We start from the raw sequence: 15,420 nt of genomic DNA on the forward strand, positions 1-15,420 counted from the left end.
ATGAGTCCCGTTCTTTCCGGGGTGCTCCAGCTCCTCGCGCTCGTCGCCGCGCTGGCCCTCGCCTACCGCCCGCTGGGCGATTACATGGCCCGCGTCTACTCCTCCGAGAAGCACTACAAGCCGGAGAAGTGGATCTACAGGGCCATCGGCGCGAACCCGTCCGCGCAGATGCGCTGGCCCGCCTACCTGCGTGCCGTCCTCGCCTTCTCCGGCGTGAGCGTCCTGTTCCTCTACGGTCTGCTGCGGTTGCAGGGCGTGCTCCCCGGCTCGCTCGGCTTCGCCTCGATCAAGCCGGACCAGGCCTTCAACACGGCCGTCTCCTTCGTGGCGAACACGAACTGGCAGTCGTACTCCGGCGAACAGGCCATGGGCCACGTCGTGCAGACCGGTGGGCTGGCGGTGCAGAACTTCGTCTCGGCGGCGGTCGGCATGGCCGTCGCGGTGGCCCTCGTACGGGGCTTCGCGCGCTCCCGCACCGGTGACCTCGGCAACTTCTGGGCGGACCTGGTCCGCGGCACCGTCCGCATCCTGGTGCCGATCTCGGTGATCGGTGCGCTCGTCCTCGTCGCCTGCGGGGTCATCCAGAACTTCTCCGGCATCCACCAGGTCGGCCAGTTCATGGGCGGCACGCAGCAGTGGAACGGCGGCGCGGTGGCCTCGCAGGAGGTCATCAAGGAGCTCGGAACGAACGGCGGCGGCTACTTCAACGCCAACTCCGCCCACCCCTTCGAGAACCCGACCCCCTTCTCCAACCTCTTCGAGATCTTCCTGATCCTCCTCATCCCCTTCGCGATGACGCGGACCTTCGGGCGGATGGTCGGCAGTCTGCGCCAGGGCTACGCGATCCTGGCGACGATGGCCGTGATCTGGCTCGGTTTCACCGCGCTGATGATGTGGACCGAGTTCGCGCACCACGGACCGGCGTTGCAGGCCGCGGGCGGCGCGATGGAGGGCAAGGAGACCCGCTTCGGCATCGGTGGTTCGGCGATCTTCTCGGTCGCCACCACGCTGACCTCGACCGGCGCGGTCAACTCCTTCCACTCCTCCTACACCGGGCTCGGCGGCGGCATCCAGCTGCTCGGCATGCAGTTGGGCGAGATCGCGCCCGGCGGTGTCGGTTCCGGCCTCTACGGCATGCTGGTCATGGCGATCATCGCGGTGTTCATCGCCGGCCTGATGGTCGGCCGGACCCCCGAGTACCTCGGCAAGAAGATCGGCACCCGCGAGATCAAGCTCGCCGCCTGCTACATCCTCATCACCCCCGTGCTGGTCCTCGGGTTCACCGCGCTGGCGATGGCGCTGAGCGGGCCGCGGGAGTCGATGGCCAACGCCGGGGCGCACGGCTTCTCCGAGATCCTCTACGCCTACACCTCGGGCGCCAACAACAACGGGTCCGCCTTCGCGGGGCTGAGCGCCGACACCCCGTGGTTCAACACCACCATCGGCCTCGCCATGATGCTGGGCCGCTTCCTCCCGATGGTGTTCGTCCTTGCACTGGCGGGCTCGCTGGGCGAGCAGCGGCCGGTCCCGGAGACGGCGGGCACCTTGCGCACCGACAAGCCGCTCTACGCGGGCCTGTTGGTCGGCACGATCATCATCATCACCGGACTGACCTACTTCCCGGCCCTGGCGCTGGGCCCGCTCGCCGAAGGGCTCGCCTCATGAGCACCGCCACCCCCACCCCCACGCCCACGCGGGCACCGCACCAGGACGCCCCCACCGGACACGCGCCGGAGCAAGGGCGGGTCGGCGCCGGCCTCTTCGACCCGGCGCAGCTGTTGAAGTCCTTCCCGGACGCCGTCCGCAAGCTCGATCCGCGGGTGATGGTCAAGTCCCCGGTCATGTTCGTGGTGCTGATCGGTTCGGTCGTCACCACCGTGCTGGCCCTGGGGAACCCGACCGACTGGTTCGGCTGGGCCATCACGGCCTGGCTGTGGCTGACCACGATCTTCGCCAACCTCGCCGAGGCCGTCGCCGAGGGCCGGGGCAAGGCCCAGGCCGACACCCTGCGCAAGGCCAAGACCGACACCGTCGCCCGCCGCCTCAGCGGAACCGTCGAGGAGCAGGTCCCCGGCACCGAGCTGCGGATCGGTGACCTCGTGGTCTGCGAGGCCGGCGACATCATCCCCGGCGACGGTGACGTCGTCGAAGGCGTCGCCTCCGTCGACGAGTCCGCGATCACCGGTGAATCGGCCCCCGTCATCCGGGAGTCGGGCGGTGACCGCAGTGCGGTCACCGGCGGTACCAAGGTCCTCTCCGACCGTGTGGTCATCAAGATCACCACGAAGCCCGGCGAGACCTTCATCGACCGCATGATCGCCCTCGTCGAAGGCGCGGCCCGGCAGAAGACCCCGAACGAGATCGCCCTCAACATCCTGCTGGCCTCGCTCACCATCGTCTTCCTGCTCGCGGTCGTCACCCTCCAGCCCTTCGCGATCTACGCGGGCGCCGAGCAGTCGATGATCGTGCTCACCGCACTGCTGGTCTGCCTGATCCCCACCACCATCGGGGCGCTGCTCTCCGCGATCGGCATCGCGGGCATGGACCGGCTCGTGCAGCGCAACGTCCTGGCCATGTCCGGGCGCGCGGTCGAAGCCGCCGGCGACGTCTCGACGCTGCTGCTGGACAAGACGGGCACCATCACCCTCGGCAACCGTCAGGCCAGCGAGTTCGTCCCCGTCAAGGGCACCACCGAGGCCGAGCTCGCCGACGCCGCCCAGCTCTCCTCCCTCGCCGACGAGACCCCCGAGGGCCGCTCGATCGTGGTCCTGGCGAAGGAGAAGTACGGCCTGCGCGAACGCCACCAGGGCGAACTCGACCACGCCGAATGGATCGCCTTCACCGCCCAGACCCGGATGTCCGGCGTCGACGTGGACGGCAGGAAGACCCGCAAGGGCGCCGCCGGATCCGTCATCGCCTGGGTCAAGGAGCAGGGCGGACACGTCAGCGACGACGCCGATCTCCTGGCCAACCGCATCTCCGAGGCCGGCGGCACCCCGCTCCTCGTCGCGGTCGAGGACGAGCGCGGTGCCCGGATCCTGGGTGTCATCCACCTCAAGGACGTGGTCAAGGAGGGCATGCGCGAACGCTTCGACGAGCTGCGGCGCATGGGCATCAAGACCGTCATGATCACCGGTGACAACCCGCTCACCGCCAAGGCCATCGCCGAAGAGGCCGGTGTCGACGACTTCCTCGCGGAAGCGACGCCCGAGGACAAGATGGCCCTGATCAAGCGCGAACAGGCGGGCGGCAAGCTCGTCGCGATGACGGGCGACGGAACCAACGACGCTCCCGCGCTCGCGCAGGCCGACGTCGGCGTGGCCATGAACACCGGAACCTCGGCCGCCAAGGAGGCCGGGAACATGGTGGACCTGGACTCCAACCCCACCAAGCTCATCGAGATCGTCGAGATCGGCAAGCAACTCCTCATCACCCGAGGAGCACTGACCACCTTCTCGATCGCCAACGACGTCGCCAAGTACTTCGCGATCATCCCGGCCATGTTCGCGGTGGTCTACCCGGGCCTGGACAAGCTCAACGTCATGGGCCTGGCCTCCCCCGAGTCCGCGATCCTCTCCGCGGTCATCTTCAACGCGCTGATCATCATCGCTCTGGTCCCGCTCGCCCTCAAGGGCGTCCGCTACCGACCCACCAGCGCCGACAAGATGCTCCGGCGCAACCTCGGCCTCTACGGAGTGGGCGGCCTCATCGCCCCCTTCATCGGCATCAAGCTCATCGACATGCTCATCACCCTCATCCCCGGAATCGGCTGATCAGTCATGAACAACGCAGTAGGCAACACCGCGCGCCTGATCGGCGCGGGCCTCCGCGCCCTCCTCGTTCTGACCGTGATCTGCGGGGTCCTCTACCCCCTCGCCGTCACCGGCATCGCCCAAGCGGCCTTCCACGACCAGGCCAACGGCTCCGAGGTCAAGGACCACACCGGCGCCGTCGTCGGCTCCTCCGTCATCGGGCAGGGCTACGGGGACGACCTCCGCTGGTTCCAGTCCCGGCCCGCGGCCGGGCTGGGCCAGAACACCATCAACACCCAGTACGCGCTGCTGGTCTCCGGTGCCTCCAACAAGGCGGCCGACAGCCCCGACCTGGTCAAGGCGGTCCGCGAGGCCCAGCAGAAGGTCATCGAGGACAACACGGCCCCCGGGTTCACCCCCACGCTCGCGCAGGTCCCCGCCGACGCCGTGACCTCCTCGGGCTCCGGCCTGGACCCGGCGATCTCCCCGGCCTACGCGGCCCTCCAGGTCCGCCGGATCGCCGCGAAGAACCACCTTCCGGTGGCCAAGGTGGAGCAGCTCGTCGCCGCGCACACCGAGGGCCGCACCCTGGGCTTCATGGGAGAACCCCGGGTCAACGTCCTGGAGCTGAACATCGCCCTGAAGGCCCTGGCCGGCTGAACAGGGCGCTCCGCGAACGGGTCCGGACCGCGGCGCGGTCCGGACCCGTCGGCGTGCGGCGGCGGATCAGGAGCTGTACGGGCGGGTCGTGCGGCCCTCGCGCAGGGTGGTGGCCCACCAGGTCAGTCGGTCCAGCAGGGTCTTCGCGGCGCCGGCCGCCCCCTGCGGGTCATGGGCCTGGCCGCCCTCGGCGAAGTGGTCCCAGGCGCCGTGGAAGCTGACCGAGTCCCGGATCGTGACGCAGTGCAGCTCGGCGAAGACCTGGCGCAGGTGCTCGACGGCCCGCAGACCGCCGGAGACGCCGCCGTAGGAGACGAAGGCGACCGGCTTGGCGTGCCACTGGGTGGTGTGCAGGTCGAGGAAGTGCTTCAGGTGGGCCGGGTAGCTGTGGTTGTACTCGGGGGTGATGACGACGAACGCGTCCGCCGCGATGAGGCGCTCGGACAGCTCCTCCAGCGCGGGGGTGCGCGGGGTGCCCCAGTTCGGGTGGGCGGCAGGGAGCTCCAGCGCGGCCACGTCGATGACGTCGACCTCGAAGCCCGAGTGCTCGGTGGCGAGCGCGGTGAACCATGCGGCGACGTTCGGGGCGAAGCGGCCTTCGCGGGTGGAGCCGACGATGACGGCGAGCTTGTTCAAGGGGGCGTTGTTGTCCATGGCAGGGAGGGTACGTGCGAGTCGATCTTGGTCCGCTGGTCGGGGGTTTCACGTGAAACGAATGAACTGTTTCACGTGAAACGCGGTGTTTCACGTGAAACAGCCGCTCGGGCAGCCCCTGTTGGGGCGGCCCGGGCCGTCACTCCGTGGCGATCCCGAAGTCGTGCACGAGGGCGGCCAGGCCGCCCGGGTATCCCTTGCCGCCCGCCACGAAGGACCAGTCGCCGCCGGCTCGTCGGCGGAAGGACCCCAGCACCAGAGCGGTCTCCCCGGGGCGTCCGTCGGACACCTCCAGCTGGTCGATCTCCGATCCGTCGCTGCCGAGCAGCCGGATCCGTGCGGCGGCGAAGCCGGACAGATCGGCGTGCGGATGGGCCTCGGTGTCCACTGCCGCGACCAGGACCAGCCGGTCGGCGCGGTCGGGGAGGGAGTCGAAGGCCACCTCGATCGCGGCCCGGTCCGGCGGGGTGTGGGTGCGGCTGCGTACCGAACCGTCCGGCGTGCTGTGGTTGTTGAAGAAGACGAAGTGCTCGTCACTGAGCACGCGGGTCCCCTGGCAGACGAGCGCGCACACGTCGAGCATGACCGGGCCCGACCAGGACATGCCGAGGACGTTGTACTCGGCGGAGGCGGAGGCGGTCGTGGGCGCGGCGGCGACGTCGTGCCGGGTGGCGTCGCGCTGGGCGGGCACGGACGCGGTCGGACGGCCACCGTCCCCGAGGCGGCCGCGCAGGCCGTGGCGGTGCAGCAGGTCCACCAGCTCCGGCCCGGAGACCAACTCCAGCGGCTTGCCCTGGGCGAAATGGTGCGACCCGGGCCCGAAGCCCGAAGTGGTCACCAGGACGCCCTTGTTGGCTCCCGCCCCCTGGACCGTGCCGTACAGGTCGCGCACGGCCGTCGGCGGCACGGTGTTGCGGTACCGCTTGACCTGCACCACGATCGAGCCGCCGCGGATGGGGGTCGGGTCGGTCGCCTCGACGTCCACGCCGCCGTCGTTGGACCGCGTGGTCATCACGGCCCGCATCCCCATGGCCCGGAACAGCTCGGCGACCAGGGCCTCGAACTCGATGGGATCCATGGCGAACAGATCGGGCTCCCCGTCACCGCCGTCCTGACCGCTGCCGTGCGTGACCACGCCCGAGCCGACGTCCTGCGGCGTGCGGGCCGGACGTACGGCGGTCAGCGCGTCCGGACGGGTCGACAGCTGACCGCGCAGCGCTCCGGTCAGGCAGTCGACCGGATTGACCTGGGCCAGGTGGAGGGCGGCGAAGGAGGGGCGGGTCGCCATCACCGTGGCCAGGAAGATCTGGGCCGGGCGGCCCGTCGCCGGGTCGTGGTCGTCCACGTAGCCGTTGAGGGCCACCGACTCCAGGGCGCCGAACTCGTCCGCCTCGAACAGGTCCCGCAGCACCAACAGGGCGCACTGCGCCAGCAGATCGCGGTACACGGCCCGGCGCTGGCCCACCGGGAGCGGTGACTCCTTGTCCTGGTCCGTGCTCGGCATGTACCGCACCGACTTCGCGGTCGGCACCACGTCGAAGCCCGGGAGCTCCCAGTCCAGGACCAGTTGGCGGGCCCCGGGGTCATAGGCGGCGCTCAGCGCGCGCGGCAGTTCCTCGGGCCAGCCCGAGGACGCGTACAGCGCGGCCGAGAAGTACTCGACGGCGGATTCGGGGTCCCCGGCGCGCAGCGAGGCCGCCAGCTCGGCGATCCCGGTGTTGTGCGCGCGGACCTCCCCGAGCTGTCCGCCCGCCCACCGGTCGTACTGGGCGCGGTAGGCGGCGAGCTGCTGCTGGCGCTGCACCTCGGCGGCCTGGGCCGCGTGCCAGGCCTGCGTGTACCGGGCGTGCGCGTCGGCCTCGGCCTGCGCCCGGCGACCCGCCCCGATCCCCCAGCCGGTCTGCACGGGGAACTGGTGCGGCTCCGGCATCGGCACGGGACGCGCCAGCTCCCCCGGATTGAAGGCTTCGACCTGCTCGGGCCGGCGTAGCGTGGCGATCCGGAAGGCGGGTGCGGCGCAGCCCTGGCCGAGCAGCCCCTGGAGGGCGGCGACCTGGGCTTCCAGACCCTCGGTGAGTCGGCGTGCCTCGGCGTCCCGGTACTGGCGGTAGGCCGCCTTCTGCTCGCGCAGCCCGCGGGCCGTATCGCGCTCCAGCGCCCGCTGCTGGCGATCTCGCTCCCGCTGCTGCATGGCCTGCGAGCGTTGCTGTTGGCGCTGGGCCTCGGCCCAGATCCCGACCAGTCCACTGGAACGACGACTCATCCGCCCCGGCCCTCCCCGACCCCGTGCGATACCCACGCAAACCCTAGCGGGTGACGGCATGCCTCAGGGCCGGTCGCCGCTGATGGCGACCGGCCCCGAGGGTGCGCTCGGTTCCCTGCGGGGTCCGTCCCCCGGCTGCTACTTGGGCATCAGGACGGTGTCGACGATGTAGACGGTCGCGTTGGCGGTCGGGACGTTGCCGCAGACGACGGTGGAGGTGTCGTTGACCTGGTAGGAGGTGCCGGAGCCGGTGGTGGTGATCTTGCCCTTCTCCAGGGTGTCGAAGGAGCCGTTCTCCAGCTGCTTCGGCGTGAGCTTCTCGCCCACCACGTGGTAGGTGAGGATCTTCGTCAGTTGGGCCTTGTCCGCGAGGACCTTGTCCAGGTCGGCCTTCGGGATCTTGGCGAAGGCGTCGTTGGTCGGCGCGAAGACGGTGATGCCCTTCGCGTTGTTGAGGGTGTCGACCAGTCCGGCCTGCTTCACGGCGGCGACCAGCGTGGACAGCGCCGGGTTGTGGGAGGCGGCCGTGGCGACCGGGTCCTTGGCCATGCCGTCGAAGCTGCCCGCGCCGGTGGCGGGTACGCCCGCACAGGCCGGGCCGAACGGCTTGTCCGTGCCCATCGAGTCGTTCATGGCGGGCGAACTGGCGGCCGCGCTCTGCGAGTCGGCGGCCGGACCCGACGCACTGTCCTTGTTCGAGTCCGAGGAGCAGGCGGCCAGGGCGAAGGGCAGGACGGCCGCGGTGGCGACGGCGAGAGCGGTACGGCGGAAACGAAGCGTGCTCATTGCGTTCTCCAAGGTGGTGTAGCGGTCACTCATGAGGTGGTGCCGGACGGATCGGGGTGGGTCGGGGTGGTCGGTGCCCCGGGGTCAGCCGGGGGTGACGAAGACGCTGTGCCAGCCGTCCGCTCCGTCGGGGATGGTCGGGGTGCGTCGTTCGCCCTGCAGATGACCCGCGCCGTCGGTGGCGCGGACGGTGAGGGTGTGGCCGCCGGGTGTGGTCCGCCAGGGGAAGGACCACTGCCGCCAGGTGTCGACGGTGTCCTGGTCCGCGAGGTCGGCGTCCTGCCACGGACCGTCGTCGATCCGCACCTCCACGCGGCGGATGCCGCGGTGCTGGGCCCAGGCGACCCCGCCGACCATCACCGTCGTCCCGGCCGGCGGCCGGGCGAACGGCTTGGGGGTGTCGATCCGCGCCTGGGTCTTGATCGGCGCGCGCCGGGCCCACGAGCGGCGGACCCAGTAGGGGTCGTAGGCGTCGAAGGTGGTCAGCTCGATGTCCTGGATCCACTTGCAGGCGGACACGTACCCGTAGAGGCCGGGGACGAGCATGCGGACCGGGAAGCCGTGGTCGAAGGGGAGCGGTTCCCCGTTCATGCCGACCGCGAGCATCGCGTCACGGCCGTCCATGACGTCCTCGACCGGGCTGCCCAGGGTCATCCCGTCGACGGAGCGGGCCACCAGCTGGTCGGCCGGGCCGCCGCGCGAGGGGGGCCGTACGCCCGCCTCGCGGAGCAGGTCGGCCAGCCGGACGCCGAGCCAGCGCGCGGTGCCGACGTACGGTCCGCCCACCTCGTTGGACACGCAGGTGAGGGTGACGTCCCGCTCGATCAGGTCCCGGCCGAGGAGCTCCTGGTAGGAGTACGTGCGGGGGCGGGACACGCCCTTGCCGTGCAACCGCAGCCGCCAGGTGTCGGTGTCGACCTTCGGTACGACCAGGGCGGTGTCGACGCGGTAGAAGTCGGCGTTGGGGGTGGTGAAGGGGCTGATCCCGGGGATCCGCAGGGCGGCCCGGGCCGGTACCGGCGCCGCCGGTGACGCCGGAGCGGGCAGCCGGACGGCGGCCCGGGAGGCCACCGCCCCCTGCCCGCGCCGCGCGCCCAGGGTCCGCCCGAGCGCGCCCGCACCGGTCGCCACGACGGCGGTGGCCCCGGCGACGAGCAGGAACCCGCGCCGGTCGAGCCGGCCCGCTGCCCCGGCCCCACCGGGCCCGGTCGCACCGGCCCCGGTCGCTGGCCGCGGCAGCCGCCCGATGAGCAGGTACAGGGCCGCGGCCCCGGCGGCCGCGCCCACCAGCGAGGGCAGCGCGTCGAGCGGACCGGACGCGTCGGGGCGGGTGAGGGCGGCCGCCGCGCCGAGCACGCCGAAGAGCAGCACCCCGGCGGCGCCGGCGCGCCGGTGGCGCAGGGCGAACCAGCCGAGCAGCAGGGCCAGCAGGCCGAGCGTCGCGACGATGCCGAGTTGGAGGACGAGCTTGTCGTCACTGCCGAAGTGCCGGATCGCGAAGTCCTTGACCGGGGCGGGGGTGCGGTCGATGGCCGCACCGCCGACGGCGGTGACCGGCCCCGCCTGGGGCCGCACGAACGAGGCGATCAGTTCGGCGACGGCCAGCGCCGTATATCCGGACAGCAGGCCGCTCAGCGCGGCGAGGGCGCTGCGCTTCACGGCTGATCGGTCGATGGTCACGTGGGGGATTCGGCGCCCCGGGGCGCCCGGATTGGTCGGGCCCGCGGGATCACCCGGTGGAGCGAGCGACGGACCGGACGTTGACGCCGGGCGCGCGGGCCGGGGTGCTGACGCGGGCGGGTCGGATCGCGCGGTGGGCCGGGTCGCGGGTGGGCCGGGTCGCGGCCGGGCCGATCCGTGGGGCGGTGGCCGGATCCGTGGGGCGGTGGGCCAATCCGTTCGGGCTCCGGCTCCGAAGAACAGGTGACCCGGGGTGCCACCACCCATGCCGTGCGGCGCGAAGGACTGCCCATGCAAGCGATCCATCGAAGGAGGGCGGAGCGGTGAGCCAACCGGTGCGCCTCGGCAGCGGCGAGGGAGACCGCCACGAGCGGTCCGTCCGGCCCGACCCGGCGGAACTGATGGCCCGGGTCGCGCTCGGCGACCAGGACGCCTTCGCCGCCCTCTACGACGTGATCGCCGGACCGGTCTTCGGCATCGTCCTCAAGGTCCTGCGGGACCGCGCGCAGTCCGAGGAGGTGACCCAGGAGGTGATGATCGAGATCTGGCGCGGGGCGGCCCGCTACCAGAGCGCCCAGGGCTCCGTCATGACCTGGGCGGCCACCCTCGCGCACCGGCGTGCCGTGGACCGGGTGCGCTCCGCGCAGGCGGCCGCGAACCGCGACCACAAGGACGCCCTCGGCTCGCTGACACCCCCCTTCGACGAGGTCAGCGAGCAGGTGGAGACCCGGCTGGAGAGCGAGCAGGTGCGCCGCTGCCTGCGCCGGCTGACCGAGCTCCAGCGCGAGACCGTCACGCTGGCCTACTACCAGGGCCTGACCTACCGAGAAGTGGCGCAGACCCTGCAGACCCCGCTCCCGACCATCAAGACCCGTATGCGCGACGGACTGATCCGGCTGCGCGACTGCATGGGGGTGACCACGTGAAGACCGAAGACCCGCACGCCCTCACCGGTGCGTACGCGCTCGACGCGCTGGGCCCCGACGAGCGCCACGCCTTCACCCGGCACCTCGACCACTGCACCTCCTGTGCCCAGGAGGTGCGGGAATTCGCCGCGACCGCTGCCCGGCTGGCGTCGGCGGCCGCCGTGACCCCGCCGCCCGAGCTGAAGGCGCTGGTGCTGGACCGCATCGACCTCGTGCGCCAACTCCCGCCCCGGGTACCGGCGCCGGGACGGTACGCCGAGCTCGTCACCCTGATCCGGCGGCGCGGCGGGGTCTTCGTGATCGCGGCCAGCGTCGCCGCCGCCGTCACCTTCGGGGCGCTCGCCCTGGACCAGCACGAGCGGGCCCAACGGGCCGACCGGGTGCGGGAGTCCGTACAGCAGGACGCCGAGCGGGCCGGGGCGCGCGGCGCGGCGCTCGCCGCCGTGCTGGCGGCGCCGGACGCCCGAACCGCCACCGGCCGGACCGCGACCGGGGCCCGGGTCACCGTCGTCACCTCGGCCGCCCGCGACCAAGCGGTGGTGCTGGCGCCGCAGTTGCCGGCGACGCCCGCGGGGACGACGTACCAGCTGTGGTTCTCGGAGCACGGCTCCATGCGGTCGGCCGGGCTGCTGGGCGGCGGCCACGCGCTGCTCCTGGACGGGGCGGTGCGGGACGCCACGGCGATCGGGCTCACCGTCGAACCGGCGGGTGGTTCCACGAGCCCCACCACCGCCCCGGTCCTGGTCATGGCGCTGCCCGCGTAGTGCGCCATCGGCCGAAGCGGAGGGATTCGGCCGATGTGGACGAGATCGGCGGGCCGGGCACGGACGGGAGGTCCCGTCCGTTGTCCGGGTGCCGATCTATGACATAAGGAGACAGAAATGGCCCTGTGGGACCGCGTCAAGGATTCCGCCGCGACGATGCAGACGCAGCTGGTGGCGAAGCGGAACGACCTCAAGAGCGGGGCGTTCAGGGACTCCAGCATGGCAATGTGCGCACTCGTGGCCGCGGCCGACGGCACGATCGACGCCGCCGAACGCCAGCGCGTGGCCCAGCTGATCGCGACGAACGAGGTGCTCCAGAACTTCCCGGCCGACGACCTGCGCCGGCGCTTCGACGAGAACCTGGACAAGCTGACCGCCGACTTCGACTTCGGCAAGGTCAGCGTCATGCAGGAGATAGCCAAGGCGAAGAAGAAGCCCGCGGAGGCGCGCGCGGTCATCCAGATCGGCATCGTCATCGGCGGCGCCGATGGTGACTTCGACAAGACCGAGCAGGCCGTCGTCCGCGAGGCGTGCTTCGCACTGGGCCTGCCCCCGCACGAGTTCGACCTCTGACGGACCGCCGACGGCCGGGGACCGCGCCACGGCCGGCATTCCCGGGGCGACCCCGAAGGGTTCCCCCGGGGGCTAGCCCCACCCCGGCCGTCACGCCTGCCGGATGGGACGGCGGGCTCCGGCCGACCAGGCTGTGCGCATGACGACCTACACCCGCACCAGCGCCGCTCTCGCCCTCTCCGCCGTGACCGCCGCAGCCGCCCTGACCGTGGCCTTCGCCCCGCGGGCCGACGCGGCGATCGGGGAGGTCGGAGCGGGTGCGCAGGCCACGGCGGAGAGCGCCGGGGTCCCCGCGCTTGCGTGGCACCTCTGCGAGCGCCCCGGTGGACCCGCCGGGCAGGAGTGCGCCGAGCTGCCCGTCCCGCTCGACTACCGCGACCCGGCCGGGCAGCAGCTCTCGCTGGCGGTCTCCCGGCTCCGCAGCGACCGGCCGGCCGCCCGCCGCGGCACGCTGCTGACGCTGCCCGGGGGGCCGGGCGGCTCCGGGGTGCAGCGGCTGACGCAGAAGGGCGAGGCGCTGCGGAAGGAGCTCGCGGGCGGATACGACCTGGTGGGCCTCGATCCGCGCGGCGTGGGCGCCAGTACCACCGCGAGCTGCGGACTGGCCCCCGAGGACCGCCGGCTCAGCACCCTGCGGGGCTGGCCGGGCGCGGACGGCGGCATCGAGGAGAACGTGGCCCGCGCCCGCCGGGTGGCCGAGGCCTGCCGGACCAACGGCGGTGCGGTGCTGCGCAGTTTCACCACCGCCAACCAGGTCCGGGACATGGACCGGCTGCGCCGGGCCCTGGGCGAGCGGAAGCTGTCGGCCTGGGGGACCTCCTACGGCAGCTACGTCGGCGCGGTCTACGCCCAGGAGTACCCCCAGCGCACCGACCGTTGGGTGCTGGACAGCAGCGGTGACCCCGACCCGGCGCGGGTGGCGCGCGGCTGGCTCGCGAACATGGCGCAGGGGGCCGACGACCGGTTCCCCGACTTCGCGGCCTGGGCCGCCGATCCGGCCCGCACGGCCGAGGGCCTGCGGCTCGCCGAGCGCCCCGAGGAGGTGCGCCCGCTCTTCCTCGCCCTGGCCGCCACGCTCGACCGCACGCCCAGGGCCTCGACCACCGAGGGGGTGCCCCTCACCGGGAACCTGCTGCGCCAGGCCCTGCAGAACGCCCTCTACGGTGACGCGGCCTTCCCGGGCCTCGCCCGGCTCGTCCGGCAGGCCCAGGACCCGGCCGCGACCCCGGTCCTGCCGCCCGAACTGGCACAGCCGCTGCGCGACGAGGACGCGGCGATCGCCGTCGCGGTGATCTGCAACGACGTGAAGTGGCCCGGTGACGTGCAGGGTTACGCCCGCGCCACGGCCGCCGACCGGGCGGCCCACCCGCTCACCGCCGGGATGCCCGCGAACATCACCCCCTGCGCCTTCTGGAAGGACGCACCGGTCGACAAGCCCACCCGGATCACCGACCGGGGCCCCTCCAACGTGCTGATGATCCAGAACCTGCGCGACCCCGCCACCCCCTACTTCGGGGCTCTCGAGATGCGCGCGGCCTTCGGCGACCGGGCCCGCCTGATCACCGTCGACCACGGGGGCCACGGCGTCTACCTGGGCAACGGCAACGCCTGCGGCGACCGCGCGGTGACCGACTTCCTGACCACCGGCCACCGCCCGGCCGAGGACGTGCGCTGCGCCGCGGGGGAGTGACCGCGGTCGACGGCCCGGGCGGACACGACGGCCCGGGCGGACACGACGGCCCGGGCGGACGCGGCGGACCGTAATCTGACGGGTATGCGTCAACAACAGGAGCGCCAGGGGTGGGTGCGGCGCGTCGGGGCGTGGTTGCTGGGGGCGGCCGAGGTCGAACCCCGCTCGCTGGCCGCCGCGTTGGGCCTCGGCGAGGAGGACCCCGGGCTACGGCGCCTGCGGCGTGCGGCGCCGGTGCGGTACGCCCGCGTCGAGCGCCTCCACCGGGCGGCCCAGCGGTCCTTCGAGCAGCGCACCCGGGCAGCGGTGTGTCGCGAGCTGGAGCACGCGGTCCGTACGGCCCTGCGCGAGACGGCGGAGACGGCGGAGACCGCGGAGATGGCGGAGACCGCGGAGGCGGTGGAGGCGACGGCCCCGCCCGTACCCGCGCCCCGTACCGACGTGCTCCGGGTGGAGGCCGACGCCGCTGCGCGCGCACTGGCGGCGGACGCGGTGCTCGCGGGGGCGCGGGGGCTGAACACGGGCCTCTCCGTGGGGGTGCTGTTCAGCCCCGTGGCCCTCGTGCTGGCCCTCGTCGCGGCCGAGGCGCTGCCGCCGTTGTTCGGGTCGGCCCTCGGCTGCCCTGAACGGCTCACCCTCATGCAGGCCCTGGTCTGCTTCTCCGGCGGGGCGCTGGGGGCGGTCCTCAGCGTCGTCGTCAGGCTGCGCGACGCCCCGGGCACCCGGACCGCAGACACCCGCACGCTCGCGGAGGCGTCGGCGGAGACCTCCGGGGAAGCCGTCGGGGACACGCCTGTGGACGAGGCGGCGGACGAGGCGCCCGACGTTCCGGGCGATCCGGTTCAACTGGCCCGGCTGATGCGCCAGGAGGGCTGGTACCGGGTGGTCGTCGGCTGGTTCCTGGCCGTGTCCCTCTTCGTCCTCATCACCGGCGGGATCCTGGCCCTGCTCACCCCGCCCGCCGTCCCCGACGGCGCCTGCGGGGCCGGTCCGCTGTCCGCGGCGGACCACCGGGCCCTCATCAAGGGCTTCTTCTTCTGGGGCGGCGTGGGCTTCCTCGCCGGGCTGAACGAGCGCTGGGCCTACGGTCTGCTGCGTCGCGGCGGCCCGGGCGCGGACCCCGCTACTCGTTGACGAGGACCGGGACGGACAGCACCGCGCTCGCCGGAACCTCGGCGAACTGACCTGCGGGAACCGTGAAGTCGATGCCTTCGCCGGCCGCGCGCGGACCGTCGTGGTGCGCGGTGCCCTTCGCGTCCTCGCCCTCCTCCTGGTACTGGAACTTGGCGGTCCCCAGGAGGTGTCCGCTCGCGTCGTAGTACGCCGCCCCGACCTCCAGGGCCAGGACGTCACTGATGTCGGAGGTGATCGCCAGGTGGCCCGTGACGGACGCCTTGTCGGTGAGCTTGAGGGCGGTCAGCTTCACCCGGTCGGTGAAGGGGCCCTCCTCGACGCGGACCTCGCCCTGTGCGGCCGGGTGCGCCAGTACGGCGGCCGGCGCCGGCGCGCCGCGCGGCGCGGGCAGGACGACGGGGGCGGCGGATCCGGCCGCGTCCCCCGCGGCCTCGGCGCCGTCGGCGGCCGTGCCGCCGGAGCAGCCCGAGGCGAGTGCGAGGACGGCGGCCGCGGCGGCGAGCGCACCGGCGGTGCGGCGGGTGAGGTGTCTCATCGG

General features: G+C 72.7%; 13 protein-coding genes. 8 read left to right on the top strand and 5 right to left on the bottom strand.

The genetic code is table 11. The features are described 5' to 3' along the window. From kdpA to kdpC, 3 genes are read left to right on the top strand one after another with little or no spacing between them, the layout of a single operon-like run. Positions 1-1,665: a potassium-transporting ATPase subunit KdpA gene (kdpA, locus tag ACIQWR_RS34060; RefSeq protein ID WP_404017707.1), complete on the top strand. Its 1,665-nt coding sequence runs from the start codon at positions 1-3 to the stop codon at positions 1,663-1,665. Then, positions 1,662-3,773, top strand: a complete 2,112-nt coding sequence (gene kdpB / locus ACIQWR_RS34065) for a potassium-transporting ATPase subunit KdpB (RefSeq protein ID WP_404017709.1) — start codon at positions 1,662-1,664, stop codon at positions 3,771-3,773. The genes kdpA and kdpB overlap by 4 nt, the downstream gene beginning before the upstream one ends. A gap of 6 nt (positions 3,774-3,779) precedes the next feature. Continuing rightward, the gene (gene kdpC, locus ACIQWR_RS34070) at positions 3,780-4,412 is read left to right on the top strand and encodes a potassium-transporting ATPase subunit KdpC (RefSeq protein ID WP_404017712.1); all 633 of its coding nucleotides are present in this window, start codon (positions 3,780-3,782) and stop codon (positions 4,410-4,412) included. Positions 4,413-4,478: 66 nt separating this feature from the next. Here kdpC and ACIQWR_RS34075 read toward each other — a convergent pair whose 3' ends face one another. The 4 genes from ACIQWR_RS34075 to ACIQWR_RS34090 form a co-directional block, all read right to left on the bottom strand. Further along, positions 4,479-5,066 carry an NADPH-dependent FMN reductase gene (locus ACIQWR_RS34075; RefSeq protein WP_404017715.1) on the bottom strand — a complete coding sequence of 196 codons (588 nt, stop codon included), beginning with the start codon at positions 5,064-5,066 and terminating at the stop codon, positions 4,479-4,481. A 139-nt stretch (positions 5,067-5,205) separates the two neighbouring features. Next, positions 5,206-7,329, bottom strand: coding sequence for a restriction endonuclease (locus ACIQWR_RS34080; RefSeq protein WP_404017717.1), 2,124 nt, complete (start codon positions 7,327-7,329; stop codon positions 5,206-5,208). A gap of 138 nt (positions 7,330-7,467) precedes the next feature. Further along, positions 7,468-8,115 (bottom strand): fasciclin domain-containing protein, encoded by a 648-nt coding sequence (locus ACIQWR_RS34085; protein ID WP_404017719.1) that lies wholly within the window; start codon positions 8,113-8,115, stop codon positions 7,468-7,470. Positions 8,116-8,199: 84 nt separating this feature from the next. Next, positions 8,200-9,804: a molybdopterin-dependent oxidoreductase gene (locus ACIQWR_RS34090; protein ID WP_404017777.1), complete on the bottom strand. Its 1,605-nt coding sequence runs from the start codon at positions 9,802-9,804 to the stop codon at positions 8,200-8,202. A 392-nt stretch (positions 9,805-10,196) separates the two neighbouring features. Between ACIQWR_RS34090 and sigK the strand changes: the two genes are divergently transcribed. The 5 genes from sigK (at position 10,197) to ACIQWR_RS34115 (ending at position 14,882) form a co-directional block, all read left to right on the top strand. Further along, positions 10,197-10,721: an ECF RNA polymerase sigma factor SigK gene (gene sigK, locus ACIQWR_RS34095; RefSeq protein ID WP_404017779.1), complete on the top strand. Its 525-nt coding sequence runs from the start codon at positions 10,197-10,199 to the stop codon at positions 10,719-10,721. Continuing rightward, positions 10,718-11,485, top strand: a complete 768-nt coding sequence (locus ACIQWR_RS34100; protein WP_404017722.1) for an anti-sigma factor domain-containing protein — start codon at positions 10,718-10,720, stop codon at positions 11,483-11,485. The genes sigK and ACIQWR_RS34100 overlap by 4 nt, the downstream gene beginning before the upstream one ends. 117 nt (positions 11,486-11,602) lie before the next feature. Then, a complete protein-coding gene (locus ACIQWR_RS34105; protein ID WP_404017725.1) occupies positions 11,603-12,058 on the top strand; it encodes a tellurite resistance TerB family protein in 456 nt (151 codons plus the stop codon). Between the two features lie 139 nt (positions 12,059-12,197). Continuing rightward, positions 12,198-13,748: an alpha/beta hydrolase gene (locus ACIQWR_RS34110; protein WP_404017727.1), complete on the top strand. Its 1,551-nt coding sequence runs from the start codon at positions 12,198-12,200 to the stop codon at positions 13,746-13,748. An 84-nt stretch (positions 13,749-13,832) separates the two neighbouring features. After that, positions 13,833-14,882, top strand: coding sequence for a hypothetical protein (locus ACIQWR_RS34115; protein WP_404017730.1), 1,050 nt, complete (start codon positions 13,833-13,835; stop codon positions 14,880-14,882). Here the strand turns inward: ACIQWR_RS34115 and ACIQWR_RS34120 are convergent. Next, on the bottom strand, positions 14,872-15,417 hold the full coding sequence (locus tag ACIQWR_RS34120) for a hypothetical protein (RefSeq protein ID WP_404017733.1): 546 nt from the start codon (positions 15,415-15,417) through the stop codon (positions 14,872-14,874). The two genes, ACIQWR_RS34115 and ACIQWR_RS34120, sit on opposite strands and share 11 nt — an antisense overlap. Positions 15,418-15,420: the final 3 nt, after the last annotated feature.

This window comes from Streptomyces sp. NPDC098789 (assembly GCF_044759975.1).
In the GTDB taxonomy this organism is placed as follows: Bacteria; Actinomycetota; Actinomycetes; order Streptomycetales; family Streptomycetaceae; genus Streptomyces.

What these genes read in the sequence shown, in the direction of transcription:
- kdpA (WP_404017707.1), top strand. Translation starts at nt 1, where the DNA reads ATGAGTCCCGTTCTTTCCGGGGTGCTCCAGCTCCTCGCGCTCGTCGCC.
- kdpB (WP_404017709.1), top strand. Translation starts at nt 1,662, where the DNA reads ATGAGCACCGCCACCCCCACCCCCACGCCCACGCGGGCACCGCACCAG.
- kdpC (WP_404017712.1), top strand. Translation starts at nt 3,780, where the DNA reads ATGAACAACGCAGTAGGCAACACCGCGCGCCTGATCGGCGCGGGCCTC.
- ACIQWR_RS34075 (WP_404017715.1), bottom strand. Translation starts at nt 5,066, where the DNA reads ATGGACAACAACGCCCCCTTGAACAAGCTCGCCGTCATCGTCGGCTCC.
- ACIQWR_RS34080 (WP_404017717.1), bottom strand. Translation starts at nt 7,329, where the DNA reads ATGAGTCGTCGTTCCAGTGGACTGGTCGGGATCTGGGCCGAGGCCCAG.
- ACIQWR_RS34085 (WP_404017719.1), bottom strand. Translation starts at nt 8,115, where the DNA reads ATGAGCACGCTTCGTTTCCGCCGTACCGCTCTCGCCGTCGCCACCGCG.
- sigK (WP_404017779.1), top strand. Translation starts at nt 10,197, where the DNA reads ATGGCCCGGGTCGCGCTCGGCGACCAGGACGCCTTCGCCGCCCTCTAC.
- ACIQWR_RS34105 (WP_404017725.1), top strand. Translation starts at nt 11,603, where the DNA reads ATGGCCCTGTGGGACCGCGTCAAGGATTCCGCCGCGACGATGCAGACG.
- ACIQWR_RS34110 (WP_404017727.1), top strand. Translation starts at nt 12,198, where the DNA reads ATGACGACCTACACCCGCACCAGCGCCGCTCTCGCCCTCTCCGCCGTG.
- ACIQWR_RS34115 (WP_404017730.1), top strand. Translation starts at nt 13,833, where the DNA reads ATGCGTCAACAACAGGAGCGCCAGGGGTGGGTGCGGCGCGTCGGGGCG.
- ACIQWR_RS34120 (WP_404017733.1), bottom strand. Translation starts at nt 15,417, where the DNA reads ATGAGACACCTCACCCGCCGCACCGCCGGTGCGCTCGCCGCCGCGGCC.